A 25,448-nucleotide genomic window follows, 5' to 3' on the forward strand; every position below is an offset into this window, starting at 1 on the left:
TAACTATACCCTTTAACAATTTTGATCCAAATACTGCACCAAGTCCAAGCCTACCAAAATGCCTATAGGTATCAACATTAACCCCAGCATAGGAAACCAAATTTTCTCCTGAACGTCCGATTCTCATGGAGCTTCTAATACCGCTTCCTGAAGTATGCTGTCTTAAAATTTTACCTGTATCCTCAACTGAAAGCCCCCACATCGCCCTTGCATCTTTAAAAGAACCTTATCATCTATAACAAGATATTCAGGGTGCTTTGCTCTACCGGTAATAACAATTGCATCAATATTGTTAAATCTCATTGCCATTGCAAGACGTCCACCGGCATGGCTTTCCCCGTATTCCCTTGTATGTGGTGAATAAAACGTTGCAACAACCTTTGTGCAAACTGGCATAACAAAGGATAAGGGGCCATTTGCAAAAATAATAGGTTGGGCTGGATCTAAGGGATCAAGCTCTGGTTTTATATTTTCCTCTAAAAGTTTTGCCGCAACACCTGTTCCACCTAAATACTTAAAAGGTCCCTTCGTTCTTCAAACCTATATTCTTCATTAGTAAGATCTATATACAAAACCCTTATAAAGTCTTTATGCAACATAGTTAAACCTCCTTCGTTGCAATACATCTATGGGGACAATATCTTGTGCAGTAACCACAGTGGGTGCATATAATTGGATACCCTTCCTTATCCATTCTAATAGCGCTTACAGAACAAGCCCTTGCACAGGCACCACATTTCGTGCATTTATCCTTATGAAAGACAACTCCTCCCCGTTTCTTTTTGTTAAAGCTCCAAATTTACAAGCTTCCATACATGCAGGATCTTCACATGCCATACAAATAGTTATAATAAACTCTCCCGACATTCCGCCAGCAGTTTTGACATCTAATGCTGCATTTGAAGGGAATAATCTCCCCTTAATCTTGCACAAGCCTGCCTACATGATAAACAACCAATGCACCTTCTCCTATCTACGACTCTTAAAACCTTTGGCATAATTTTACCTCCTGTAGGTTTGTTAAATATTTAACACCACATTTCTTTATTATATACATTTCTAATTATTTTGCAACATAAGATCCTTAATTTTGCTGATTTCATAGTAATTTTCATGTATGTGTTTTGTAATATCTTTACCTAATTTAATGGCTTCATTTTTGTTGTATATAAAGCCAACCAATAGGGTTTTGGATTTATTAGATTCCATAATGAAACCTTCGTAATTCTTTTCGCTATAATCTAAGGCTAAAATCCTTGTTTTTTTATCGCCTTTTCCCAAATTTTGAAGCTCTATAAAAGCATGTTTATTAGAAAACAGAAATTGTTTTATAACGTCCTTATATTTAGTTAAAAAATCCTTTAAGTTATCATCTTTTATTTCTAAACATGTTCCAACGTTTTCACTATTTAAAAAAATTTTATTCTCATATCATCTTTAATAAGGTTATATGCCGCAATTTCTTCACTTTTTTAGAAAATCCATGAAATTCTTTATCAAGTTCTAAAACACCATCGGTATTTTTATGGTAAATCTTTTGAAGTTCATAGCAAAACTTTCTAAAATGAAGCTTTACTTCATTTCTAAATTTATCATACTCCTCCTTTGTAAATTTATCCTTCTTTTTAAAAAAATCAAAATCAGCTGCAACAAACCCATTAAAATCCATATTACCCCTCCTTAAGGCCAAGGGCCTACTTTTTTACCTTTAACATATATTCAATAGACAGGTTTTCATTTCCTATCATTCTATAAAGTTTTGACAAAGCAATATATATTTTATTCAATTTGTCTATATTTTTTATTCTTTCTGCATTATCAAGAGCTAAAAAGCCGTATATTTCAGCTTTATCAAAATCTTTTTCTTTTATATAATATTCCATTTTTAAAATATAAACATCTATTAATGTTGATATATCGTTTAATTTTATTAAATTGGATTCGGCATCATTTAATACAGTTAAAATATTTTCTTTGTCCCCTTTTTTCTCATAAATTTCGATCATATTTAAATAAGGATCCATCATTTCCTCATCGTTGCCTATGACTTTATAGTCTATCGCTTCCTTAAAGCAGTTAAGAGCCCTATCATATTCTTCAAGTTCCATATAACATATACCTATATTGTTCATAGCCCTTCCCATTCCAACCATATCGCCATTAAGCTTATATTTTTCGAAGGCCTCCTGAAACTTTTCAAGACTCTCCCTTACATTTTCAACCTTAAGATCGATAATACCCGCCATCATATTAATATATGGGATAAGATCAGTTTTAGAAGACAAATCCTTTTCCTTAATGAAATCTAAACATTTATCAAGATACTCTTTGGAAAATCTAAATCTATCTAATGTATAATAACATAATGAAAGATCATAGTATATTCTTGCAATTATAGAATTATCTTTAACAAATGGAATAAGATTTTCTGCACTCTTATAATAAGCAAGGGCCATCTGAAACTTTTTAGACATATATAAACTGTTTGCTATTTTTATATTAGAGTCTGCCATATTGTCATAGTCAGAAATTTTAGAAAAATTAATCAGCGCTTTATTGAAATTCTCAAAGGCATTTTCATATTCACCTTTGTTGTAGTAGCATTCCCCTATAAATTTATAATATTCTCCTCTATCATGGTTCAAGAGATTATTGAAAATCAATCTGGCATCTTCTATTGCTCCTAAGGCTTCATCATATTTTGCTTCATTAAAAAAGCTATAAGCAGTTTTAATTATCTTTTTAAAATCCCTATGAGTTACTTCTACCTCATTTAGTGTAAAATATTCAACATCTACTTTTAATTTTTCTGCTAAATATTCAAGTAGTTTTCTACTTGGTTTGCTCTTACTGTTCTCTATTGAACTTAATTGGGCAATTGTAACTTTATCCCCTGCAACTTCCTTTAATGTATAACCTAATTCCTTTCTTCTTTTTCTTATTTTTTCCCCAATAGTAATCATGATCCCACCACCCGTTTACGTCAAAATTATTCCTAAGTCTTTGTAAATTTCCAATCCTTTATTTATAAAATTCAATGCCAGTTCCTTTTCGTTTGATTTCATATAAAACTTTCCAAGAAGAGTATAGAAGTCTGCAAGTTCCTTTTTGTAATCTAGATTCTCAAGATATTTAACAGCTTCAAGCAGTGAAATTTCAATATTTTTATAATCTTCCTTTGCTTCATATATTCGATATAAATATTCATATACTTTTATTCTAATTTTCTCGTTGTCTCCAGCATCGTTTAAAATTCTATTGACTAGGTCTAGTGCCTTATTATAATCCTTTAGCTTTATATAATTATCGCAATATATAAATAAAGCCTCATATACTGACGCATCCTTATATTCCATTTTGAGCCTTAATGCCCTTTCTAAATGGTCAAAGGATTGCTGGACATCACCTGTTTGTGAAAAAGCATCCCTAAATTCATCTCTATATCAGAAATCTCCCTATTTGCCTCTATTATTGAAAATATCTTTTTGCAAGTTTTGCATATCTTAGCGCCTCGTTTAAATTATTTTCCTTTGCATATGATATACTAAGAAGCATTAAAGTTTCTCCATACTGTTTTTATCTTCTAATGCTGCAAGCTTGTCCTTTGCAAGTGAAGCAAAGGCTATTGCCTGTTCATTGTTACCTAACTTATAGTAGCACATTGCTATATTGTAAAGTATATTTGCCTTTAAAACTTCATCTATATGATTATGTTCATTCAATATACCATCTGCCTGAATAAAATAATTTAATGCAGTAGTTATGTATCCCATCATAATGCTTATATGTCCAAGTAACAAAAAGCTCTTTATTATATAATCTATATTATCCAATTTTAAAAACAGGCTATTGGCATTTAAGCAGTGAAGCTGTGCTCCCTCTAAATCATTTTTCTTAAACATAATCTTTGCATAAAAATATTCAAATTTTGCTTTATAATAATTAAGATTATACTTTTGTGCATAGAAAAGTCCCTTTTCTATGAACTCCTCTGCTCTTAAATAGTTTTCAGATATTATCGCTGATTCACATATATTTGAATAAAACTCACATATCCTTGATGCCTGTTTTTCTTCGCTTTCTAAAAAATACTCTATATCTGTTTCTAACCTTTCTGCAAGATATTCTAATAGTTCAATGCTGGGATTTGATTTCCCAGATTCTACAAGGCTTATTTGTCCAGGAGTTATTCTATCACCGGCAAGTTCCTTTAATGTTAAATTTTTTTCTTTTCTTTTAATTTTATCTTTTCCCCCAAGGTTAAAACTTCCATAGCACATCCCCTTTTTTAACAATTTATTTATATAAATTATACACAAGTCGACTTATTTAGTAAATAAAAAGAAAAAGCAGGAAAACCTGCTTTTTCATCTTAAATTTTGTCTTAATTCGTTTAATAGCTCCTCTACTCTTCTACTTGCACGATTTATCCTTCTTCTATTTCTATAGTCCATTTGAGGAACCATCATCATACCTGCTATTGCACCGAGAATAGTTCCTGCCGCAAGTCCACTAATGAATCTTCCTCTCATATTACACACTCCCTTCAAATTATTCTAAATATAGAGTGTGTAATTATTTTAATATTAAACATGAAAAGTATTATTTATTTGTTATAATTTGGGAAATTACGTTAGGTTTACTATAGGGGAATATATAATATTTTTCAAACTCTTCGGATTTCGTGCTCTGTTTTTTCCATCTTCTATTTTTATCTCCCATTTTTCCTTTATTTTTATTTTTATTTTTTCACTTTCTAAAATTGCCTCTTTCAATTCATAACTTAATATTTTTTTCATTACCTTATTTCCTAAATCCTTGTTCCAAGCAATTTCGTCCAAAACCTCTTTATAAAGCCCGCTGTTTTTATCTATAACAGAAACATTCTGAACCTTTAATGTGTTTATACTATTTTGATAAAAAGTATAATAATCCTCAATGGATTTTAAACATGTTTTTATTGCTTCCTCTTTAAGTTTCATTTCAATCTTAAAATTCTGCCCTGCAAGTATTTTTTTCTAAAAGGAACGCAGTTTTCAAGAACAGCTTCGATGTCGTAAAGTGCAAGTGGAAGCTTTTCCACTTTAAATTTTCCTGATGTATTTATATATACCATATCCTCAATAAAAACTTTAGTATTTACAGGTGCTTCAATATAAAAATCATCTGCATAGTCATTAAAAAACCAGTATTCCTTTCCATCCTCTATAGACAATGATATAATTTTTTCTCCCTTGTCCGTTTTAACCGTAATAAATCTATATCCATTAGCCCTTTTATCCTCTAAGATTTCTATACCTCCATCGAAATTATACCTCATGTATTTTTCAAAGACCTTTTTGTAAAGGATGGATATCGTATGAAGGTGTATAATTTATCATAATCTTTATTTAAAAGATAGTATTTAAAGTCCCTTTTTCTTAATTTACTTCCGCCTACTATTATAATAGGAAGGATTATTATCAATATTAAAATTAATAAAAACTTTATTTCGCTTTTAAAAAATCTTTTGGATTTCATGGGACCCTCCTAAAAATCATTTTACATGTAATTATATCCACAAAATCCATTTTTTATTCATAATATGCTCTTTGCAATAATATGGGCCCTTTGTAAAGCTTCTTTATCCAAACCATTCTCATCAGTATTTAAACAATAAATTGTATCTACAAGTTCGGCACCACAGGAGAGCATAAAAAATTTTGTAACAAGATTCATAGAATCGATCATCCTTTGTTTTTTCCTCCAGCTGTAAATATTAAAAACCCCTTCTTTTTCACCTTATCCTCCACCTTTAAAACAAAACGTTTATTATAAAGAGGCTGGCATCTATCGATTAAAACCTTAAGGTATGATGTTACTGTTCCAAAGTAAACCGGTGAGGATAGGACTATTATATCCGCCTCTTCGATTTTATTTAAAATATCCTCCATATCATCTTTTATAAAGCATTTCATTTCCTTTAAGCAATAATTGCATCCTATACAATGAGATATATTAAGCTTTGGCGTATCTATAAATTCAACTTCAGTATCTTTTTCTAATCCCTCTATAAAAGCCTTTGTAAGTTCATAAGTATGTTTTTTTCTAGGACTTCCAAATAACACTAAAACCTTCATTTTGAACCTCCAAATCAAAAAATTTGAAATTTTCTTAAAATAATTATATAATCCTTTTATGGGGGTGATAAATTTGAAAAAATTAAAAATGATGTTAAAATATATGAAAAAATATAAAGGAAGATATATTCTTGGCATTTTAGCACTATTTGTTGTGGATATTCTGCAGCTTATTCCTCCGAAAATTCTAGGTAGACTATCGGATGGTATAGCAAACAAAAGTATTTCCAATATATCAGTTGCAAAAATCTCCTATTAATAATAGTATTATCCATTATAATAGCCATTTCAAGATTTTTCTGGAGGATTTTTATTATCGGAACATCAAGAAAAATAGAATATGACCTGCGCAATAAGCTTTTCTCTCATCTTGAAAAACTCTCTATAAATTTCTATAACAAAAACAAAACAGGTGACCTAATGGCTCTTGCTACAAATGATCTAAACGCCTTTAGAATGTCCTTAGGTCAAGGAATAGTAATGATGTTTGATGCTATTTTCCTTACGGTAATAACATTATCAATTATGCTGTCCATCAATGTTAAGCTTACTTTAATATCACTAATTCCTCTTCCTCTTGTATCTATCGTTGCTACAAACTTTGGTAAACTCATTCATAAAAGATTTTTAAAGGTTCAGGAAGTCTTTGCAAAACTTACTGACGTCGTTCAAGAGAATTTTTCAGGAATTAGAGTAATAAAGACCTTTGCCCAAGAAGCAAATGAATATGTAAAGTTTAATGAACAAAATAGCGAATATTTAAAAGCAAATATGAATCTTGTTAAGGTTTGGGGCATCCTTTTTCCCCTTACTGAGCTTTTAGCCTATTTGAGCTTTGTAATCTTAATTGCCGTTGGAGCTTCTTATGTTGTTTTAAACATAATTTCTATCGGTGATTTTATAGCCTTTAATATGTATCTTGGAAGCCTGGTATGGCCAATGATGGCAATCGGTTGGGTCATAAATGTAGTTCAAAGGGGATATGCTTCCCTGGAAAGAATTGAAAACGTTTTAAATCAAAGTATTGAAATTTATGATAAGAACGTTGATAATGTTACCTCTTTAGATGGAGATATAATAATAAATAATCTCAACTTTCAATATGAAAGCTCTAAGTCTCCAGCTCTTAAAAATATAAATCTCCATATAAGAAAAGGTGAAAGCCTTGGTATTATAGGTAAAACAGGAAGTGGAAAATCCACATTAGTTAATCTTTTAATAAGGCTTTATAATGTTCAAGATGGAACAATATTTATAAACGGGCACGACATAAATAAAATTCCAATCTCAATATTAAGAAAAAAATTGGTTTCGTTCCTCAGGAATCCTTTTTATTTTCGAAAAGCGTTGCAGAAAATATAGCCCTTCCACTTTATGAGGCTGACGATGATAAAGTAATAAAATATGCCAAAATTGCAGAGGTTCATGAGGATATAATAGGTTTTAACGATGCTTACAAAACAATCGTTGGCGAAAGGGGAATAACCCTATCTGGAGGTCAAAAGCAGAGAATTTCAATTGCAAGAGCGCTAATAAAAGAACCTGAAATCCTTATCTTCGATGACTGTCTTTCAGCAGTTGACGCAAAAACAGAAAATAGGATTTTAAAAAATTTAAAGGAAGTAATGAAAGGAAAAACTTCAATTGTAATTTCACACAGAATTTCAGCTATTAAAGATTGTGATAACATAATCGTGTTAGATGAAGGCAGAATAGTAGAGAGCGGGAACCATAATCAACTTATAGAAAATGATGGACTTTATAAGAAAATATATTTAAAACAGCAGATTGAAGAAAAGTTAGAGGAGGCGGAATAATGGAAAAATTCAATTTGGAGGACTCAATTGTAAAAGAATATGATTCCGTCCTAATGAAAAGATTATTAAAATTCATAAGACCTTATATAAAAGAAATGGCATTAGTTTTTCTATTAATGTTTATAGCTGTCTTTTTAGACCTATCAAGACCATACCTTATTAAAAACGCAATTGATCAATATATAAATGGATATAAAAGTTATTATACTATAAAAGATAATACTATACTTAAGGGAATTCATCCAAAGGGCAAAACTGTCTCTTTGGTTTATGACAGGACAGATTATTACATAGCTTATGGGAAGGTCGATTATTCTAAAAGTTTTATAATCAAAGATAAATTATATCAGGATAATAACTCCTTTGAAATAAAAAAGCTAACATCTAATGATTTAAAAAATATAAGGCAGGATGATTTAAAGGGGATAATCAAAACAGCTTTATATGTTTTTATTGTTTCTTTAATATTATTTTTTGTTAATTACGGTCAGGTTTATATTTTAAATCTAACAAGTCAAAAAATAATATTTAATATTAGGGAAAAACTTTTTAAACACATTGAGGAGTTGTCCCTTTCATTTTTGATAAAACTCCCATCGGGCGCCTTGTTACAAGAGTTACAAATGATGTTGAAACCATAAACGAAATGTATACCTCAGTCTTAGTTTATCTTGTTAAGGACTTTTTCTATTAGCAGGAATAGTAATTGCTATGTTTACACTTAACGCAAAATTAGCCCTTGTTATGCTATTTTTTATTCCTATTATAATTATATTGACTATTATATTTAGAAAATATGATAGGGAAGCCTATAGAAATGTTAGGACCAAGCTTGCTAAAATAAATGCATTTTTATCCGAAAATATATCAGGTATGAAAACCATCCAAATATTCAATATTGAAGACAAAACCTTTGATGAATTTGAAAAAGTAAACAAGGATTATTACAAAGAAACAAGAAATCAAATTATAATTTTGGGGATATTCAGGCCTAGCATAGACTTTTTATCCACATTGACCTTAACAGCAATAGTATGGTTTGGTGGTAAAATGGTCTTAAAGGAAATTATTCCCTTTGGAGTTTTATATGTTTTTGTTTCATACGTTCAGCAGTTTTTCCAACCAATATACGACATAACCGAAAAATACGATATACTCCAATCAGCCATGGCATCCGCCGAAAGAATATTTTCACTTCTAGATACGAATGAAAAAATACCAAATTCAGAAAATGCAATAAAAGTTGAAAAGCTTAAAGGTGAAATAGAATTCAAAAATGTATGGTTTGCCTACAAAAAGGACGAATATGTTCTAAAAGATGTAAGCTTTAAAATAAGACCTGGAGAAAAAATTGCTATAGTAGGGCATACTGGTGCTGGTAAAACATCCATAATCAATTTAATAAGCAGGCTATATGATGTCCAAAAAGGAGAAATTTTGATAGATGGAATAAATATAAAGGATTATGATAAATATTCCTTAAGGAAAAATATAGCCACAGTTATGCAGGACGTATTTTTATTTACAGGAGATATAAAAGGTAATATACGACTTGGTGAAAACAGAATTACTGATAAAAAAATAATAGAAGTTTGCAAATTTGTAAACGCAGATAAGTTCATTGAAAGATTGCCCCAAAAATACGAAAGCCCAGTCAACGAAAGAGGAACTACCCTTTCACAAGGGCAAAGGCAGCTTATTGCCTTTGCAAGGGCCCTTGCATTTGATCCTTCAATCTTAGTCCTGGACGAAGCAACCTCCAATATAGATACCGAAACTGAAGGGCTTATCCAGGATGCCCTTAAAAAGATTTCAGATGGCAGAACAACCATAATAGTAGCCCACAGATTATCTACGATAAAAAATTGCGATAGAATAATAGTAATGCATAAAGGAAGAATAAGGGAAATAGGAAGCCATGATGAGTTAATGGAAAAGAAAGGCCTATATTATAACCTTTATCAGCTTCAATTTTCAGAATAAGGCTGCACATTATAAGGTGCAGCCTTATTCTAATTCATCTAAAATGTCTTCAATGTCAAAATCCTTTCCCTTTTCAGCAAGGGCTAAAATGCATTCACATTCGCTATGATAATCCCTATCCATTTCGTAGAGAACAAATTCACCTTCAACCCCAAACTTTTCTCCTAAATCATCGACGATGTCCCTTATATTATCCGCTGCCATATCTGTAAGATATGGTAAAAAGTATTCTTCATACCATTCATCCTCATTATCCTCTTCGTAATTATCGTTTGCAAACTGCTTTGCAGCTTCAAGCTCTGCCTCATCAAAGGTATAGAAGAAGTTTAAAACTAAGACGTCTTCATCCTTATAATCGATAACATCGATTTCGTTAAGTCCTTCATTTTCTAAAAACTCAATTATCTTTTCTCTGTCTATCATATCAACACTCCCTTTCATTAATCTACTTATATTATCTCATATTTACCAAAAATAAACAGAAGAAAAAGAGGGATTTAATCCCTCATATTTTTTCTCCTATTTCTCTTCCAATTTCCCTTGCTCTTTTTAAGTCCTCTTCACTTGGTTTAAAGCATACTTTAAATCCTGGCTCAATTACATTGAACTTCAATCCCTTTAACCTATCAGTAATCAATTGAACTCCATCGCCGCTCCAACCATAGGATCCAAAGGCCATGGCAATTTTGCCTCTATTGATTATGGGGCTTACTAATGAAAGAAAATCCCAAACGGGTTTTACTGCATCCTGGTTTATAGTTGGTGAGCCAACTAAAACTGCCTTTGCTTTATCTGCCTTTTCAACAAGCTTTTCTAAAGGAAGTTCAGTAATGTCATGAACATCAACTTCACAGCCTACATCCTTTAATCCTTCTTTAATCGCCATCGCAATTTCCTTTGTATATCCGTAGGCAGAAACATAGGCGATTAGGGCATATTTATCCTTTGGAATGTCTAAAACTGGTTTACTCCATTCATAGTATTTATCTATATATTTTTGCAAATCCTTTCTTAAAACCGGACCATGACTTGTTCCAATTACATCAAATTGAAGGGGCTTTATCTTTTCAATTGCAGATAAAACGTGCTTTTGAAAGGTCCCATTATAACATCATAGTAATATTTAAACTCATCAGAAAAATCTCCAACCTCATCGTCAAAAATGCTGTCATCACAATAATGGGATCCTAAAAAGTCACAGGTAAAAAGTATTTTATCAAATTCATCATAAGTAAATATTGTATCCGGCCAATGCAAAAAGGGGCTGAGATAAACTTTAATGTTCTTTTACCTAAATTAAGTTCATCTTTCGCTTCTGTTCCATCGAAATCCCTGTTTATTATATTCTTAATATACATTAAAGCTGCCTTTGAACCATATATTTTTATATCTGGATATTCATTTAAAATCGACTTTATAGAACCGCTATGGTCAGGTTCTGTATGATTTACTATTAAATAATCTACTTTTCTGTCGCCAATTACAGATTTTATCCTGTTTTTAAATTCATCAAAAAATCCATCCTTAACTGTATCTATAAGCGCAACTTTTTCATCAACAATTAAATATGAATTATATGTAGTGCCCCTTTTTGTCGTCATTATGATATCAAAAACTCTAAGATCTGGATTTTTAGCACCAACCCAATAAACATCTTTTTTAATTTCTATAGCTTGCATAAATGCACCTCCTAACTATTTAAAATTATTATTTTACAATCCGCATTGTAGTAAATTTTATAAACAAACTCATATAATTAATTGAGGTTTATTTTTGGGGGTGAAAATTTGATTATTTTACTATTTTCCATTTTATGGGGATACTTTTTACTTTAATTTTAATATCACCTACATCCTATTATCCATTATTATTTGCAATTTTTGTATTTTCAATTTTGATATTTGTTTTCTCTAGAAAATATTTTACTATAAATATAAAATATATTCCAGCTTTTATTATATTTTTCTTTTTCTCCTATGCTTTATGCAGTTATTTTGTATTTATGCCTAAAAAAGTTCTTATCCGAATTTTTCAAATCTAGATAATCTAAAAAGGCCGTAATTTTCTATAGCGAAGGAGAAATGGAAAAATATACTCCTTTTATGCCAATTATTTTTTAAAGAATATAAATTTATTATCAAAACCCTTTCTTTGTTACAAAATTAAAAGATTTTACTATAAGATAGGAACCAATTATAAAAATGATGAATTATTAAAGGTGGCAAGAGAACTTAAAAAATCTCTTCTTAATTATAAACCCTACTACTTTTATATTGCCTTTGAAGGATATGTTCCCAAAATTCAAGATGCAATTAATTCTGCCATTAAAGATGGATGTAAAACCATATATATAGTCAACTATACCTCAAGGGAGATAGACTCAAAAATAAATAAAGAAGTAGATTTAGAATTTTTGAGGGATAGGGGAATAACAATAAAATTTACAAGACCTATCTACGCCTCAGATATCTTCATTAACTATTATGTTAATAAAATTAATAACCTTCCTAAAAGATTTAAAGGAATACTAATATATGATGATAAAACAAATACATCAGAAAAGTTAAAGGATCGACTTGTAAAGTATGGTTTTATAGAAAGCGGAATATTAATATCTAAAGATTTAAAATTCTCCTTTGATTATTATAAATCTCAAAGCATATCAGAAATTCTATTTGTTAATTTAGCAAGCAGCGGATGTGGCTATGAGGAGGAAATTTTAATGCAGGAGCTTACTAAATATACAGCATCCTTCAAGATTCATGCAATAAAGTCCTGGGGATATGATATTGAACTTGTAAAAGCTGCAATAAATGAATTCAAAAAATAGAAAACTAAGGCACCGTGAGGTGCCTTTTAAAATAATTTAATGTTGTAAAAAATTATGTAATGATAAAATAATAATAAGGAAGGAGGCTTTTTATGGAGATTGTAATGAACGATAAAACTTATAACTACATTTTAAATAAAGGTGGTAAGCTGGAAATTAAAATAATCAAAACTAGCTGTGGATGAGGTGGGCCTCAAGTAAAAAGCCTTTGGATTGAGGCAAAAAGGTAGTTTTAAATGAAGAAAAATATGATGTGTTTGATTATAAAGATATAAAGATTTTTATTCAAAAAGGGATAAAGATTGGCGAAAGGATTGAACTTAGTTTAAAAGCCTCTTTACCACTTTTAGGATCATTTTTTAATTATAAAGGAATTGAAATTGAATAAATGGGGGTCTTTAGATGAACGATAAAATAAGTAACGATTTTAAAATATGCGTAATAGGATGCGGTTCAGTTGGGACTTCAATAATCGACTCCTTATCAAGATTGGGGATGAAAAATATTTCATTTATAGACGATGCCGAAATCAATGAAGCCGATGTTTTCACCCATTCTATATTTGACGAAAATGACATTGGCCGCCTTAAGGTCGAAGCTGCCTTTGAAAAATTAGAAAAGATAGATTCAGAGGTTCTTTTACAAGGATACATAGATAGAATAGATGAACATAACATCCATGCCTACTGCTCAGACTGCAATGTTATCGTTGACACTACTTCAAATTTTAATACCAGCCTTTTAATCAATGATTATTGTTTAAAAAACAAAAAGTAATGGTATTTGTTCATCATAACTCTACATCAGGAATTGTAACACTAGTTTCGCCTTATAAAAATCACTGCATAAACTGTATAAAGGACATAATAACATCAAAAATCTTGATAAAGACAATTTTGCCCTTAATCATCTTTCTAAAATTTTATCCGGACTTGCAGTTAATTTGATTTACAACTATGTAAATAGCAAAATTTCAAACAAAGTTTATTTTATAGATATTGAAAACGATATCTTTGAAACAATCGATGTAGAAAAACAAAAGGATTGTCCGTCGTGTTCTAAGGAGTGAAAGCATGAAGGTTACGGTCAAATTATTTGCCATGCTCTCTAAATATACAGGTAGTTCTACTTTAACAATTGAAATTCCTCAAGGTGCAACAGTTAATGATTTAATAAAAAAATTAGCCTTACCTTTAAATGAAGTTTTCAACTGCACTATTAATGGTCAGAACGCTGATTTTAACACAAAACTAAAGGATGGAGATACAGTTGGATTTTATCCATATATTGGTGGCGGATAAAAAAGGTGGCAATTTGCCACCTTTATTTTTGCATCATACTCTTTATCTTCATAAGTCTTGTTAAAGTTCCACGCTCGTTTTCATCAAGCTTCATTGTAATATATTTTATTGTTTCCTTAAGCTGTGGAATCATAACATATTCAAGGGCATTAACCCTTCTTCTTGTCTTTTCAATCTCATCAGCCATTAGCTGACAGGACTTTTCAACCTCTGCAAGTTCCAAAAGATGAGGCATAATATCGTATAATTTTTTAATAGCAGCATCAAGCTCCCCAGTTGTTGCAAAGAAACCATAAGGATATATGCTTGCATTTTCGCTACCTTCTCTTACAAAGTTCATAATGGGAACATTAACGCTCATTATATTCTTTTTGTTACATCAAGCTTTATAGTTTCAGCCGGCATTGCAATCGCCTCTTCTAACGCTTCCGTCCCCATTACTGCCCTTGCCATCATAAAATCCTTAAGGGATTTCGTAAGTTCTTCCTCAACCTTTAGTCTTAATTCATTGTTTTTCTTTATAAGGTCAATAAACTTTTTCATAAGTTCATCCTGTTTATCCTTTAAAAGTTTATGACCTCTTACAGCAACCTTTAACCTCTTTTTAAGACGGCTAAGCTCCATTCGTGTTGGATTGACATTTAATCTCATTAAATTTCATCCCCTTTTGGGCAAGTACTTTTCGATGTATTCTTCTCTAATTCTCTTAAGCTCAGTTCTTGGAAGTATCGATAGGAGCTCCCATCCTATTGTTAGTGTTTCTTCAATGCTTCTATTTTCATATTCCCCTTGGCTTACATATCTTTTTCAAATTCCTCAGCAAATTTAGCATAAAGCTTATCTGTATCTGAAAGTGCAGCCTCACCAAGGATTACTGCAAGTTCCTTTGCCTGCTTTCCTTGTGCATAGGCAGCAAAGAGCTGGTTCATTGTATCTGCATGGTCTTCCCTCGTTTTACCTTTACCAATTCCTTTGTCCTTAAGTCTTGATAGGGATGGTAAAACATCTATTGGAGGATTAACACCCTTTCTGTAAAGCTCTCTGCTAAGGATTATCTGACCCTCTGTTATATATCCTGTAAGGTCAGGAATTGGGTGAGTCTTATCATCTTCCGGCATTGTAAGGATTGGAATTTGTGTAATTGAACCTTCCTTGCCCCTTATTTTTCCTGCCCTTTCATAAAGGGTTGAAAGGTCAGTATATAAATAACCTGGATATCCACGGCGTCCTGGAACTTCCTTTCTTGCAGCTGAAATTTCTCTTAGGGCTTCACAGTAGTTTGTCATGTCCGTCATTATAACAAGAACGTGCATTCCCTTTTCAAAGGCCAAATACTCTGCCGTAGTTAGTGCCATTCTTGGAGTTGCAATTCTTTCGATTGGTGGGTCGTTTGCAAGATTTATGAAAAGAACTGCCCTGTCTATAGCACCAGTCTTTTTAAAATCTGATATAAAGAATTCAGCCTCTTCAAATGTTATACCCATTGCAGCAAATACAACTGCAAATTTGCTATCAGCACTTAGAACCTTTGCCTGTCTTGCAATTTGAGCTGCAAGCCTTGCATGGGGAAGACCTGAACCTGAGAATATTGGAAGCTTTTGCCCTCTAACAAGGGTGTTAAGCCCATCTATTGCTGAGATACCCGTTTGAATAAATTCTGACGGATAGTCCCTTGCAACAGGGTTTAATGGGTTACCATTAATGTCAAGCTTCTTTTCAGGAATTATTTTAGGTCCTCCATCCTTTGGTCTTCCAAGACCATCAAAGACTCTTCCAAGCATATCCATTGATACGCCAAGCTCAAGTGTTTTACCCAAGAACCTTACTTTACTTCCCTGAAGATTTATACCTGCAGAACTTTCAAACAGCTGAATCAAGGCTTTATTCCCATTTATTTCAAGAACCTTTCCCCTTCTTATTTCTCCACTTTGGGTTTCAATTTCAACTATTTCATCGTATAGTGCCCCTTCAACCTCATCAACAAGCATCAATGGTCCTGCAACTTCCCTTATAGTTCTATACTCTCTAAGCATTTACAAACCCTCCCTCCGATATAAGAGTTTCTATCTGCTCCTTAAGTTCTACGAATATTTCATCCACCTTGTTTATTTCACTTTCTGGAACATACTTTGCTCTTGCTATTTTTTCTCTTACGGGAAGGTTTGATATCCTGCTAAGGTAAACCCCTGCATCTAATGCCCTTTGAGATTGATGGTAGAATTCCAAAATTAGTTTTAACATTTTATATTGCTTATTTAGTGAAGTATAGGTATCAACCTCATGGAAGGCATTTTGATGTAGATAGTCCTCCCTTAAAGACTTTGCTGCCTCTAAAGTTAGTCTATCCTTTTCTGATAAAGCATCTATACCTACAAGTCTTACGATTTCCTGCAATTCATCTTCTTCCTGTAATATCTTCATGGCTTCTCTAACCATCTCGCCCCAGCCTTCAAAGCCCATTCTTTCAATATACGGTGCGATTTTTTCCATGTATAATGAATAACTTAAAAGCCAGTTTATAGCTGGGAAGTGTCTTCTATAGGCAAGATTTGCATCAAGTCCCCAGAACACCTTAACTATTTTTAATGTAGCCTGAGTTACAGGTTCTGAAAGGTCTCCACCTGGAGGAGATACTGCACCTATAACTGTCAAGGCACCTATTCTTTCATCTGATCCTAAGCAGTAAACCTTTCCTGCTCTTTCATAAAATTGTGCTGCACGGGATGCAAGGTAAGCTGGATATCCTTCTTCACCAGGCATTTCTTCAAGACGTCCTGACATCTCTCTAAGAGCCTCTGCCCATCTTGAAGTTGAATCTGCCATCATTGCAACTGAATATCCCATATCTCTAAAGTATTCTGCAATTGTAATACCAGTATAAATAGAAGCCTCTCTTGCAGCAACAGGCATGTTTGATGTGTTAGCAATAAGAACAGTTCTTTTCATTAATGGCTCCCCTGATTTTGGGTCCTTAAGTTCTGGGAATTCCATTAAAACATCAGTCATCTCATTGCCACGTTCACCGCAGCCGATGTATACAACTATCTCCGCATCCGCCCATTTAGCAAGCTGGTGCTGAACTACTGTCTTTCCACTTCCAAAGGGACCTGGAACACAAGCTGTTCCTCCCTTTGCAACTGGGAAGAAGGTATCTATTATTCTTTGTCCAGTAATTAGTGGTTCCTCTGGCGTTATCTTTGATTTATATGGTCTTCCCTTTCTTACAGGCCACTTTTGCATCATTGTAAGATTTACAATTTCGCCATCTTTGTTTTTAACCTTAGCAACAGTATCTAAAACCGTGAAATCTCCTTCTAATATCTCTACAATTTCTCCCTCAACATTATATGGAACCATTATTCTATGTTCTATTAAAGTTGTTTCTTGAACAGTTCCAAATATGTCTCCAGGTTGAACATAGTCTCCTACTGATTTTTAGGAACAAAGTGCCATTTCTTTTCCCTATCTAGGGCTGGCACGTCAATACCCCTTGTTATAAAATCTCCTGCCATCTGCATTATCTTATCAAGAGGCCTTTGAATTCCATCAAACATCGCTTCGATAAGGCCAGGGCCAAGTTCAACACTCAATGGCTCACCAGTAGTTTCAACAGGCTCGCCAATACCAAGACCTGATGTTTCCTCGTAAACCTGAATTGAAGCCTTATCTCCACGCATTTCTATTATTTCGCCTATAAGTCTTTTATTACCAACTCTACAAACATCGAACATCTTGGCATGCTCCATGCCTTCAGCAACAACTAATGGTCCTGAAACTTTTATAATCCTTCCCGCCTTCAAGACTATCAACCTTCCTTCTTTGATAAAATATCTACTCCAACAGCCTTTTCAACATTGTCTTTTATTTTTGAAGTCCAATTCCAAGACTACCTTGAACGCCTGGAATTAATATAACTGCAGGTAAAAAGCTGTTTTTATATCTTTCTATGGTTTCATCTATTTCCTTGGCAATAGTTTCTGTTACGAATATAAGACCATAGCCCTCCCTTGCCATACCATCGATTGCCATTTGGGCTTCCTTTGCATTTTCAACCCCCTTAACAGTCATACCAAGGGATAAAAAGGCTATAACTGCATCCTTTTCCCCGACAACTCCAATCTTATACATAAATATCACGCAACCTTTCCCTTATAACGTCGGGTGCTACGTTGTTCTTTTTGCCCGTTAAAACTATTCTCAAAAGCCTTATTTCGTTCTCCTTTGCTAATATGTAAGCTATAAGAGGATCCGGCCCAAAGGAGACAAACTTAGAATTTTTAATAAAGTCGATCAAATAATTATCACCATACTTTTCAAGGCTTCCAAGATCGTTTGTTTTTAAATATTCCTCTAAACCACCCTTTACCCACTTAAAATGTTCAGTATGCATTATCTTGTTACCAAAGGAGTCAAGGGAATCGTTAAAACTATTGAGGAAATGGTCTATATCTATATTGCCACCCTCGATAAACACTTTTCTAAAAAGTTCCCTTTCTCTATCCTGAACTCTTATTCTTATAAAGGCCTTTATATTAGTCATGTCTATTATAATCTTTATTATCTTTATCAAATACTCAAGCTTTGATTTTTCAGCTATTTCAAACATATATTTTATTATCCCTTTATCAATTGTAATATCTATCCCTTGGGGATTTTTATTGGCTTTATATTCCCCAATTGCACCTTCAATACAATTTCTCAATGTAGATGGAAGATCTCTAAAATTTTCATCCTTGATCATTAACTTTAGAGAATCTAAAGGAATAGTTCCAATGTTATAAAGAAGCCTTTCATACTCAAAGCTTGAGAATTTAGCCTTGATTAATGTCTTAATATTATGAGCATCATATCTTGCCGCTAAAAAGTCTACAACTTCCTTTGAAGGACTTATTTTCCCCATTTCGGAATAAAGATCCTCTAAGGCCTTCTTTAATCCTACTTCAAAATCCCTCATATCATAATTAGAATACACTGTATCCTGAAGCATCCTTACTGCTTCGTTAAAATCCTTTGCCTCAATAAGGGCTTCAAATTTAGCCTTATCGAGCATTTTTGTTTCCATAGCCTTAACCCTTGCAATGCTCTGTGCAAAATAAGTTAAATCCATTGCTTCCCCTCCTATCTTGTTAAATGGAGGAACTAGAAAAGTTGTTTTGCTAGTTCAGCCTCTAGCTCATCTCTTAAATTCCTAATTAAAGCTTCAATTGTGCAGTTTATCTCAAGTCCCCTTCTTCTTAATATAAATCCTGAACTTATATTTAGGGTTTCCTGGCTAAATTTAAGATTGCCGAGCTTACCCATTGACATAAGTTCCCTGTTTATATCGAACAAAAAGTTTTGATCAAATTTATTCTTATCTTTAACGGAAAGGACTATTTCTTCATCTCCTGTTTCCACATTATTTAATATAAGCTTTTTAAAAAGATCTCTGTATGAAGCAATATCCATGTTATTAATTCTTTCAACAACAAGTCTAAATACATTATCAATGGCATCTAGTTTTGCCTTTAATACCATATCCCTTGCTTCCATTTTAGCCTTTGAAATTATTCTTTCCTTTCTTTCCCTTCCGTCCCTTTCTGCTTTTTCCTTTAACTCTTCAATTATTTTATCTGCCTTACTTTTAGCTTCTTCTAAAGTTGAATTCGCCTTCATAGATGCTTCATTTTCTATGTTAGCTGCCTTTTCATTGGCATCAGATAAGAGCCTTTCCTTTAAATTTTCAATTCCGGCCATTTTAAGCACTCCCTCATATCTTTATGTTAACGATCATCAATATTGAAGTAATCAAAGCAACTACGGCATATGTTTCAACCATTACGGCATAGATAACACCATTAAACATCTTTTCTGGTCTCTTTGCAAGTATTTGGATACCTGCCGCTGCAGTCTTACCCTGTGATATTGCTGAACTATATCCAACAAAGGCCATTGGAAGGCATGCCATTAATAGATAAAATCCTTGAGCTAATGTTAAAGGCTTAAGTCCTCCTGTTAATAAACCTATTCTTGAAAGAACAATTAGAGCTGTAATAAAACCATAAAATCCCTGTGTTCCTGGGATAACCTGTAATATAAGTGATTGACCAAACTTTTCTGGATCTTCAGTAATAAGGCCTGCAGCACTTTGACCTACGATACCAACACCTCTTGCTGAACCAATGCCCGCCATTAATGCTGCAAGGGCAGCTCCTAATAATGCTAAAGTTGCTCCACCATAAGCTCTTAAAAATTCAACGAATGTTGTAAAGTTTTCCATATTAACTCCTCCCTTATTCTACTTTTATAAATTTTGTTTTTATTTTTAAAGGCTCAAAGGCCTTTCCGCCACCTTCATAGAATTTGCCGAAGAATTCAAGATACTGCAATCTTGATGTATGGACATACGTTCCTAAAATTCCTATAAGAAAGTTAAATGTATGTCCTGCTATAAATATCAGTGGTCCAAAGATATAAACTACCATACCTTTTCCTAAAAGGCTTATAAGAAGATTAAAGGACCATCCTATTAGCCCCGATGCAAGGCCAAGAGCTAAAAGACGCGAGTAGGATAAAGCATCACCTAAATATCCTGTAACACCATATAATGAGTAAAATCCACCAAAGAACTTACCAACTATGGTTTTGTTTTCCCTTCCATGGGTTAGAAGTATTATTAATGCGCCTAATATTGCAAGAACCTTCGCTATAGTTCCTCCGCCGAGGAACATCCATATAAGCCCTGAAAGTAGTAAATACCATGCTCCAACATCAAAGAAGGCATCTAAAACTTTTCCGTTCTTAATCAACATATATGCCTTTGTTCCAAGCCCAACATAAAGATGGACTATACCAAAAATTATAGACCATTTTAAAATCTCCATAGGTTCATTTACAGGATCAACCCATAGTGGCTTAAGTTTAATTATTCCTCCAAAGAAACTGCCATATAGCAAACCAAATGCTATTGTTGGAATGCTGCAATATAGTATAAGCTTTAGTAGCTTTTTAAGATCCCCCTCAATGTTTGTAAACTTAAGGCCTAAAATTCCTACCAAAAACATCAAAATACCATATCCAACATCCGCCATCATCATTCCAAAGAATAAAAGGAAAAACGGCGTAAGAATTGGTGTTGGATCTATCTCTGTTGGCTTTGGTAGTGCATACATAGAAGTTACAACCTCAAAGGGTTCTGACAGCCAGTTGTTTTTTAATAAAACTGGTGCATTTTCAAATTCTGCATCCTCAACTTCAATGAATACATGTTTAAATTTATTTTGAACATTTTCTTTTACTACATCAACTTTGTCTTCTGGAATCCATCCTGTTAAAACCGCTGTCTTTTTGGTTAAAACAAGCTTTGATTTTGCCTGCTCAAGCTGAAGTTTAGAATAGAAATAATCGTAAATTTTTTCAACATCTTCGATATTTTTGCAGCTTCCTTTGCCCTTTCTATTAACTTTTGATATTCTTCTTCTAAACTTTCGATTTCTTTATTTAGTTCTAATATCTTTTCCTTTGGTGTTTTGTCAAATTCTAAATTAGTCTTTGCAAAACCATATTTTTTAGAACTTCTGATACTTCATTAAACTTATCTTTATGTGCAAGAACTAATACATTTACATCATTTTGTTTTTCAAATATTGTTTCGATATAAATTTCTTTAAAGGTCTCATTAAGCTCTATTAATAGCTGTTCTTTATATTTTTTATTTACCGTCCCTATAAAATAAGCAACATTTTTTAGCGATTTTAATTCAGCTTCTGAGACGTCAAGATTAACCCAGTTTGAATATTGTTCGATCAAAGACAGAACTTTTCCTTTTTTGTCCTGTTTGTATTCATCGATTCCTCGATGAATTTTGCTGCCTTATAATATTCCTCCCAATCTAAATGGGAATCAAGCCTTTCAAATTCCTCAAAGCTTAATACATTTTTAGGAGTAAAAATTCCCTTTTTCTCCTCTGAATATTGCTTTAAAAATTCATAGGTAAACTTAACTTTTGCAAATTCATATTCTACTTCGTTTGAGGGCTTTTCTTTTTCATAATCAGTATCTTCTAGTTCATCCTTTAAATCGATTATCTGAACTACACCTAATTTTTGCAGAAGTTTTAATATTTTTTCCTTGTCTTCCTTAGCACAAGCTAAGTTCAATTTTTTCATTTTAACTATCGCCATGGCTATTCACTATCCTCTCAATAACCATATTAATTGCCTTTTCTATCTTTTCATTAGGTATGTTTTGTATATTTTCTATCGTCCTATTTGCCTCCTCATAAATGGGCCTTGCCTCTTCTTTGCCTTCCTCCTCAAACCTATTTATAGTTTCCCTATAAATTTCATTACCCTTAAGGTTTGCTTCCTTGATCAATAAATCATACTTTTCCTTTGCAGCCTTTAATATACCATTTGCCTTCTGCTGTGCTGATTTAATTATCTCATCAGCCTGCTTTTCAATTTCAGCCACCTGTTTAACAACTTCAAGTGCCAAGTTATCACCACCTTTTATTTTGATAAAAATTAATAAATAATTTACAAATTACATTATACTATAATTTTTTTAATAGAGAAATTTATTAATATTGATATTTTTTAAAAAATTACATAAATCGATTGTTAAAGTATTAATTTATCGAATTTTCTTGTAATTTTTAAATATTACATATTGATGTAAAAAATCGCTTATCTAGTAAATTAATTACAAGGATGTAATTTCCATATATGTAATCTTCCTTTATGTCAACCTTTACCTTTACAGCAAAAACAGATTTGAAATCTTTAACACGCAATTTTTCATATATAATTTCCTTATTCTCAGCTAAAACATCTTTTATGTTTATCTCATCATCACTTTTTAAAAATTCCGGAAGATACCCTTTCTTTGTAGTAAACAAATAGTCATGAATCAAAAGGCTCTTTACTATATCCTCATCCTCATATTTTTTTAAAAATTCAAGCAAAAGTTTTGTTTTCCCATTAAGATCAAAATTCAATTTAAAGAAATTATTTTCCTCCAAAAAGATAGTAAGCTTACTGAAAAATTCATAGCTATTTAACTTGTTTAAAAAGTATCTGATTGTATTATCAAATATATGGGAATTATAAAATGTTTCAAAAACCTCTTCAAATTTTATAAGAAATACAACTTCTTTAAAACTTAAATCCTTTGTCTTTAATACCTGATAAGGGGAATAGGGTGAATATTTTATTCCATACTCCTCTGCCTCAAAGCTAATCGGTGAGCCCTTTAGCACCTTTAAAAAGCCAATTTGCAAAACATTCGGTTTTATATCCATTACATCCTCAAAGGACCTTCTAAAGGAACTAAAATCCTCTCCTGGGAGCCCTACAATAAGATCCAAATGACAATGGATATTCCCCATACTCATAACCCTTTTTACATTATTTTTTACTTTTTCGAAATCCATTATCCTATTTATATTTTTTAAAACTGTTTCATTGGTAGTTTGCACACCCATCTCAAACTGAAAAAGATCCTTTGGTGCCCTTTTTAAAACTTCAAAGCAATCCTCGTCCAAAAGATCCGCTGCTATTTCAAAATGAAACTTTGTTCCTTTTGAGTTTTGAATTAGAAATTCCCAAATTTCAATAGCCATTCTTTTATTTGCATTGAAGGTTCTGTCTACAAATTTAACAAGTTTAACATCATTGTCTATTAAATATTTTAAATCTCTTTTAATCCTTTCCAAACTAAAAAGCGGACACCCTTTATTGTTGATGAAAGACAATATTTGCAGCTAAAAGGACATCCCCTCGAAGCTTCATAATATACTATTTTTGAAGGAATTTCCAAATCATATGGAAAAGGAATGGTATCTAAATTTGTAATCAATGGCCTTTCTTCATTTACAATTATCTCTTCACCCAATCTAAAGGCTAGACCCTTGATCGACTTCAAATCTTTTCCCTTTCCTGATAAATACTCAAGAAGTTCCTTGAAGGTTTCTTCACCTTCGCCAAATATTATAAAATCAATATACTCATTTAACTGAAGTATATTTTTAGGATCATATGAAGCCTCAGGCCCACCTAATATTATAGTTATATCTTTATTTATTTCCTTTAATATGCCGCATATCTTTAAGATATTTTCAATATTCCATATGTAACAGGAAAAGGCCACTACATCAGGTTTTTTATTTGCAATCTCAAGGGATAAATTAAATGGATTTTCGTTAATTGTTCCTTCAAATATTTCTACATCAAACTCATTTACATAGGCCCTTAAATATCTTATTGCTAAATTTGAATGAACATACTTTGAATTTAACGCAATCAACAATACCTTCATTTCTATCCTCCGTAAATTGCCTCTATGTAATATAAAATCCCATCAACATCTAATTTTAAAACCTTATATCCATTTTTTAGCAAAATCCTTTCAACATCTTTTGAATTTAACGAAAATATTTTAAATCTAAAGGTTTCATTTAAAGTTTCTATTTTATTATTTTTTTTAATCACCTTGACTTTTAATGTATCAAAGGGAGACAGTTTTCTATAATTAATATCCCAAATCATTATCCTTGCTTCATCATTAAGATTATTTTTAAGATTCTTTAAAAGCCTTTTTAAATTTTTCCTTCCATATTTATTAATAGATAGAAAAAATAGCACCGTATCAAACTTCCCAAGCTCAGCATTTAAGTCTTTTAATGTTTTAAAATCCTTTTCATACCCTTCATCAACACTTTGAATAATCAAATTAGCACCTTCATAGCTTATATCCAAAATATCCCCCTTAAATTCCTTGCGGCTAATATCAATAAGATATTGTTTATCCCCCATAATATCACCTTTTTTCTTTTTCTTTTCTACTGAAAATCCAAACTTTCCAATGTGTTCTCCAGTTACACAATATTTACCATGGTTATACATTAAAAGTTTTGCCTTATCAAGGTGCAGCTTCCCTGTTTCATCTATTAAATTTTCTTCTACATTTACAGCTACAATTTCAGCAATAAACATGTGATGAGTTCCAAGTTCAATTAATTGCCTTACCCTACACTCCAGCGCCAAAGGGCATTCCTTTATTATGCTGGCAGATACTACGCTTGCCTTTTCCTTTGTTAGATTTAAAAATTCAAATTTATCTACATCCCTCCCTGACCTTACCCCGCAAAAATCCGTTACATAGGCTAAATCCCTATTTGGGATATTGACAACAAATTCCCCTGAATTTTTAATTAGCTCATAACTATATCTTTCAGGCCTTACCGAGATTGAAAGCATTGGAGGATCAGAACACACGGTTCCTATCCAAGATATTGTAATTATGTTTTCTTTATCCTCATATTTAGATGTTATAAGGGCGGCAGGCACAGGATAGAGCATAGTCCCTGGTTTCCAAGTAATCTTTGGCATATATTTCCTCCTTGTGCTAATTTATATTA

33 protein-coding genes and 7 pseudogenes are annotated in these 25,448 nt (G+C 32.3%); 10 read left to right on the top strand and 30 right to left on the bottom strand.

The features are described from left to right. Positions 1–52: 52 nt before the first annotated feature. The 14 genes and pseudogenes from PWK10_RS10690 to PWK10_RS10755 all read right to left on the bottom strand — a co-directional run. Positions 53–468: pseudogene (locus PWK10_RS10690) on the bottom strand (aldehyde ferredoxin oxidoreductase N-terminal domain-containing protein); the annotation flags it as partial. Positions 469–601: 133 nt separating this feature from the next. Then, complete coding sequence (locus PWK10_RS10695) at positions 602–799, bottom strand: 4Fe-4S binding protein (protein ID WP_274768237.1); 198 nt, start codon at positions 797–799, stop codon at positions 602–604. Next, positions 706–933 (bottom strand): hypothetical protein, encoded by a 228-nt coding sequence (locus PWK10_RS10700; RefSeq protein WP_274766015.1) that lies wholly within the window; start codon positions 931–933, stop codon positions 706–708. The genes PWK10_RS10695 and PWK10_RS10700 overlap by 94 nt, the downstream gene beginning before the upstream one ends. A gap of 126 nt (positions 934–1,059) precedes the next feature. Then, a complete protein-coding gene (locus PWK10_RS10705; RefSeq protein ID WP_274766016.1) occupies positions 1,060–1,281 on the bottom strand; it encodes a hypothetical protein in 222 nt (73 codons plus the stop codon). 145 nt (positions 1,282–1,426) lie between these two features. Further along, complete coding sequence (locus PWK10_RS10710; protein ID WP_274766017.1) at positions 1,427–1,669, bottom strand: hypothetical protein; 243 nt, start codon at positions 1,667–1,669, stop codon at positions 1,427–1,429. A 25-nt stretch (positions 1,670–1,694) separates the two neighbouring features. Beyond that, positions 1,695–2,963, bottom strand: coding sequence for a helix-turn-helix transcriptional regulator (locus PWK10_RS10715; RefSeq protein ID WP_274766018.1), 1,269 nt, complete (start codon positions 2,961–2,963; stop codon positions 1,695–1,697). 15 nt (positions 2,964–2,978) lie between these two features. Continuing rightward, positions 2,979–3,356, bottom strand: coding sequence for a tetratricopeptide repeat protein (locus tag PWK10_RS10720; RefSeq protein WP_274766019.1), 378 nt, complete (start codon positions 3,354–3,356; stop codon positions 2,979–2,981). Between the two features lie 198 nt (positions 3,357–3,554). Next, positions 3,555–4,280, bottom strand: coding sequence for a helix-turn-helix domain-containing protein (locus tag PWK10_RS10725; protein ID WP_274766020.1), 726 nt, complete (start codon positions 4,278–4,280; stop codon positions 3,555–3,557). 87 nt (positions 4,281–4,367) lie between these two features. Further along, positions 4,368–4,532, bottom strand: a complete 165-nt coding sequence (locus PWK10_RS10730) for a hypothetical protein (RefSeq protein ID WP_008907812.1) — start codon at positions 4,530–4,532, stop codon at positions 4,368–4,370. A 96-nt stretch (positions 4,533–4,628) separates the two neighbouring features. Continuing rightward, positions 4,629–4,982, bottom strand: coding sequence for a hypothetical protein (locus PWK10_RS10735; protein ID WP_274766021.1), 354 nt, complete (start codon positions 4,980–4,982; stop codon positions 4,629–4,631). Then, the gene (locus PWK10_RS10740; RefSeq protein ID WP_274766022.1) at positions 4,979–5,320 is read right to left on the bottom strand and encodes a hypothetical protein; all 342 of its coding nucleotides are present in this window, start codon (positions 5,318–5,320) and stop codon (positions 4,979–4,981) included. Before PWK10_RS10740 ends, PWK10_RS10735 begins: the two co-directional genes overlap by 4 nt. Beyond that, positions 5,317–5,520 (bottom strand): hypothetical protein, encoded by a 204-nt coding sequence (locus tag PWK10_RS10745; protein ID WP_274766023.1) that lies wholly within the window; start codon positions 5,518–5,520, stop codon positions 5,317–5,319. The genes PWK10_RS10740 and PWK10_RS10745 overlap by 4 nt, the downstream gene beginning before the upstream one ends. A 57-nt stretch (positions 5,521–5,577) precedes the next feature. Then, positions 5,578–5,718, bottom strand: a complete 141-nt coding sequence (locus PWK10_RS10750; protein WP_274766024.1) for a hypothetical protein — start codon at positions 5,716–5,718, stop codon at positions 5,578–5,580. Between the two features lie 8 nt (positions 5,719–5,726). Continuing rightward, positions 5,727–6,119: a flavodoxin family protein gene (locus tag PWK10_RS10755; protein ID WP_274766025.1), complete on the bottom strand. Its 393-nt coding sequence runs from the start codon at positions 6,117–6,119 to the stop codon at positions 5,727–5,729. A gap of 73 nt (positions 6,120–6,192) precedes the next feature. Here PWK10_RS10755 and PWK10_RS10760 point away from each other — a divergent pair, with 73 nt between their 5' ends. The 5 genes and pseudogenes from PWK10_RS10760 to PWK10_RS10780 all read left to right on the top strand — a co-directional run bounded on the left by PWK10_RS10760 (position 6,193) and on the right by PWK10_RS10780 (position 9,919). Then, positions 6,193–6,378 (top strand): hypothetical protein, encoded by a 186-nt coding sequence (locus tag PWK10_RS10760; protein WP_274766026.1) that lies wholly within the window; start codon positions 6,193–6,195, stop codon positions 6,376–6,378. Positions 6,379–6,431: 53 nt separating this feature from the next. Further along, positions 6,432–7,630 (top strand): annotated as a pseudogene (locus PWK10_RS10765) (ABC transporter ATP-binding protein); the annotation flags it as partial. Positions 7,631–7,744: 114 nt separating this feature from the next. After that, on the top strand, positions 7,745–7,936 hold the full coding sequence (locus PWK10_RS10770; protein WP_274768384.1) for a hypothetical protein: 192 nt from the start codon (positions 7,745–7,747) through the stop codon (positions 7,934–7,936). After that, entirely contained in the window at positions 7,936–8,577 is a 642-nt protein-coding gene (locus PWK10_RS10775) for an ABC transporter transmembrane domain-containing protein (protein ID WP_274766027.1), read from the top strand. Before PWK10_RS10770 ends, PWK10_RS10775 begins: the two co-directional genes overlap by 1 nt. Positions 8,578–8,647: 70 nt before the next feature. Further along, the gene (locus PWK10_RS10780) at positions 8,648–9,919 is read left to right on the top strand and encodes an ABC transporter ATP-binding protein (protein WP_274766028.1); all 1,272 of its coding nucleotides are present in this window, start codon (positions 8,648–8,650) and stop codon (positions 9,917–9,919) included. Between the two features lie 24 nt (positions 9,920–9,943). On the opposite strand, the gene PWK10_RS10785 is transcribed toward PWK10_RS10780, so the two are convergent. After that, a complete protein-coding gene (locus PWK10_RS10785) occupies positions 9,944–10,342 on the bottom strand; it encodes a hypothetical protein (RefSeq protein ID WP_274766029.1) in 399 nt (132 codons plus the stop codon). Positions 10,343–10,424: 82 nt separating this feature from the next. Beyond that, a pseudogene (locus PWK10_RS10790) lies at positions 10,425–11,598 on the bottom strand (FprA family A-type flavoprotein). 539 nt (positions 11,599–12,137) lie between these two features. On the opposite strand from PWK10_RS10790, the gene PWK10_RS10795 reads away from it, so the two are divergent. From PWK10_RS10795 to PWK10_RS10815, 5 genes are all read left to right on the top strand, one after another. Beyond that, positions 12,138–12,749 (top strand): hypothetical protein, encoded by a 612-nt coding sequence (locus PWK10_RS10795; RefSeq protein WP_274766030.1) that lies wholly within the window; start codon positions 12,138–12,140, stop codon positions 12,747–12,749. 253 nt (positions 12,750–13,002) lie between these two features. Continuing rightward, on the top strand, positions 13,003–13,137 hold the full coding sequence (locus tag PWK10_RS10800) for a hypothetical protein (protein ID WP_008907797.1): 135 nt from the start codon (positions 13,003–13,005) through the stop codon (positions 13,135–13,137). 14 nt (positions 13,138–13,151) lie between these two features. Continuing rightward, positions 13,152–13,526, top strand: a complete 375-nt coding sequence (locus PWK10_RS10805) for a HesA/MoeB/ThiF family protein (protein WP_274766031.1) — start codon at positions 13,152–13,154, stop codon at positions 13,524–13,526. A gap of 166 nt (positions 13,527–13,692) precedes the next feature. Next, a complete protein-coding gene (locus tag PWK10_RS10810) occupies positions 13,693–13,818 on the top strand; it encodes a hypothetical protein (protein ID WP_274766032.1) in 126 nt (41 codons plus the stop codon). A gap of 4 nt (positions 13,819–13,822) precedes the next feature. Next, entirely contained in the window at positions 13,823–14,050 is a 228-nt protein-coding gene (locus tag PWK10_RS10815; RefSeq protein WP_274766033.1) for a MoaD/ThiS family protein, read from the top strand. A gap of 22 nt (positions 14,051–14,072) precedes the next feature. Here the strand turns inward: PWK10_RS10815 and PWK10_RS10820 are convergent. From PWK10_RS10820 to PWK10_RS18720, 14 genes and pseudogenes are all read right to left on the bottom strand, one after another. Beyond that, positions 14,073–14,701 (bottom strand): annotated as a pseudogene (locus PWK10_RS10820) (V-type ATP synthase subunit D). A 6-nt stretch (positions 14,702–14,707) separates the two neighbouring features. After that, positions 14,708–16,083: pseudogene (locus tag PWK10_RS10825) on the bottom strand (V-type ATP synthase subunit B). Then, positions 16,076–17,856 (bottom strand): annotated as a pseudogene (locus tag PWK10_RS10830) (V-type ATP synthase subunit A). Before PWK10_RS10830 ends, PWK10_RS10825 begins: the two co-directional pseudogenes overlap by 8 nt. Continuing rightward, positions 17,856–18,178, bottom strand: a pseudogene (locus PWK10_RS10835) (V-type ATP synthase subunit F). The pseudogenes PWK10_RS10830 and PWK10_RS10835 overlap by 1 nt, the downstream one beginning before the upstream one ends. Beyond that, on the bottom strand, positions 18,171–19,157 hold the full coding sequence (locus tag PWK10_RS10840; protein WP_008907790.1) for a V-type ATP synthase subunit C: 987 nt from the start codon (positions 19,155–19,157) through the stop codon (positions 18,171–18,173). The pseudogene PWK10_RS10835 and the gene PWK10_RS10840 overlap by 8 nt, the downstream one beginning before the upstream one ends. A gap of 32 nt (positions 19,158–19,189) precedes the next feature. Next, the gene (locus PWK10_RS10845; protein WP_274766034.1) at positions 19,190–19,786 is read right to left on the bottom strand and encodes a V-type ATP synthase subunit E; all 597 of its coding nucleotides are present in this window, start codon (positions 19,784–19,786) and stop codon (positions 19,190–19,192) included. A 13-nt stretch (positions 19,787–19,799) separates the two neighbouring features. After that, positions 19,800–20,309 carry a V-type ATP synthase subunit K gene (locus PWK10_RS10850; RefSeq protein ID WP_008907788.1) on the bottom strand — a complete coding sequence of 170 codons (510 nt, stop codon included), beginning with the start codon at positions 20,307–20,309 and terminating at the stop codon, positions 19,800–19,802. Positions 20,310–20,322: 13 nt separating this feature from the next. Next, complete coding sequence (locus tag PWK10_RS10855) at positions 20,323–21,501, bottom strand: V-type ATP synthase subunit I (protein WP_342455773.1); 1,179 nt, start codon at positions 21,499–21,501, stop codon at positions 20,323–20,325. 67 nt (positions 21,502–21,568) lie between these two features. Continuing rightward, positions 21,569–21,838 (bottom strand): hypothetical protein, encoded by a 270-nt coding sequence (locus tag PWK10_RS10860; RefSeq protein ID WP_274766035.1) that lies wholly within the window; start codon positions 21,836–21,838, stop codon positions 21,569–21,571. Next, a complete protein-coding gene (locus PWK10_RS10865) occupies positions 21,835–22,212 on the bottom strand; it encodes a hypothetical protein (protein WP_274766036.1) in 378 nt (125 codons plus the stop codon). The genes PWK10_RS10860 and PWK10_RS10865 overlap by 4 nt, the downstream gene beginning before the upstream one ends. After that, complete coding sequence (locus PWK10_RS10870) at positions 22,199–22,525, bottom strand: V-type ATPase subunit subunit G family protein (RefSeq protein ID WP_274766037.1); 327 nt, start codon at positions 22,523–22,525, stop codon at positions 22,199–22,201. Before PWK10_RS10870 ends, PWK10_RS10865 begins: the two co-directional genes overlap by 14 nt. Positions 22,526–22,685: 160 nt before the next feature. Next, the gene (locus tag PWK10_RS10875) at positions 22,686–23,744 is read right to left on the bottom strand and encodes a B12-binding domain-containing radical SAM protein (RefSeq protein ID WP_274766038.1); all 1,059 of its coding nucleotides are present in this window, start codon (positions 23,742–23,744) and stop codon (positions 22,686–22,688) included. Further along, on the bottom strand, positions 23,720–24,346 hold the full coding sequence (locus tag PWK10_RS10880; RefSeq protein ID WP_274766039.1) for a B12-binding domain-containing radical SAM protein: 627 nt from the start codon (positions 24,344–24,346) through the stop codon (positions 23,720–23,722). Before PWK10_RS10880 ends, PWK10_RS10875 begins: the two co-directional genes overlap by 25 nt. Positions 24,347–24,348: 2 nt before the next feature. Next, positions 24,349–25,419, bottom strand: coding sequence for a flavin reductase family protein (locus tag PWK10_RS18720; protein WP_342455500.1), 1,071 nt, complete (start codon positions 25,417–25,419; stop codon positions 24,349–24,351). Positions 25,420–25,448: the final 29 nt, after the last annotated feature.

This window comes from Caloramator sp. Dgby_cultured_2, from assembly GCF_028872215.1.
GTDB classification, from domain to species: Bacteria; Bacillota; Clostridia; order Clostridiales; family Caloramatoraceae; genus Caloramator; species Caloramator australicus.